Source organism: Arthrobacter cavernae, from assembly GCF_017368795.1.
In the GTDB taxonomy this organism is placed as follows: domain Bacteria; phylum Actinomycetota; class Actinomycetes; order Actinomycetales; family Micrococcaceae; genus Arthrobacter; species Arthrobacter cavernae.
Genome location: NZ_JAFNLL010000065.1, coordinates 1 through 531 on the forward strand (window position 1 = coordinate 1; position 531 = coordinate 531).

Annotated in this window: 1 protein-coding gene; it reads right to left on the bottom strand. The window is 67.2% G+C overall.

From position 1 onward, the window contains the following. Positions 1 to 531 (bottom strand): glyceraldehyde 3-phosphate dehydrogenase NAD-binding domain-containing protein (locus J1902_RS18165; protein ID WP_278253673.1); only part of this gene is annotated, 531 nt, incomplete at both ends.

The following is a 531-nucleotide window of genomic DNA, read 5'->3' on the forward strand; positions in this document are numbered from 1 at the left end:
TCCACGCGGATGGTGCCTTCGAAGGAGCCGTGGACGGAGTCTCGGCGCAGCAGGCTGGCACGCTTGGCGAGATCGTTCTCGGCGCCCTTGCGGACGACGATGGCGCGCAGGCGCAGGCCGTGCCCGCCGCCGGCCTTTTCGATCAGGAGGCGGGCCAGCAGGCGGCCGATGCGGCCGAAGCCGTACAGGACGACGTCGGTGCTGGTGCGGTCGTCGCCGCCGCGCTTGCCGACGACGTCGGCAAGTTCCGCGCGGAGGAATTCGTCGAGGGAGGTTCCGGCACCTTCGGCCTTGAACTTCTCGGTCAGGCGGGCGATGTCGATCGCTGCAGCACCGAGCTCGAGCTCGGCCAGGGCGTTCAGCAGCGGCGCGGTTTCTTCGAGCAGGAGCTCGGTGTTGCTCATCCGGCGTGCGAAGCGGTGCGCCTTGAGGATGTTCATGGTCGACTTGTTGATCAGGCTACGGCCATGGATGCTCGTCACCACATTGTTTTCGCGGTACAGCCGGCCGATCACGGGGATCATGGCCTCG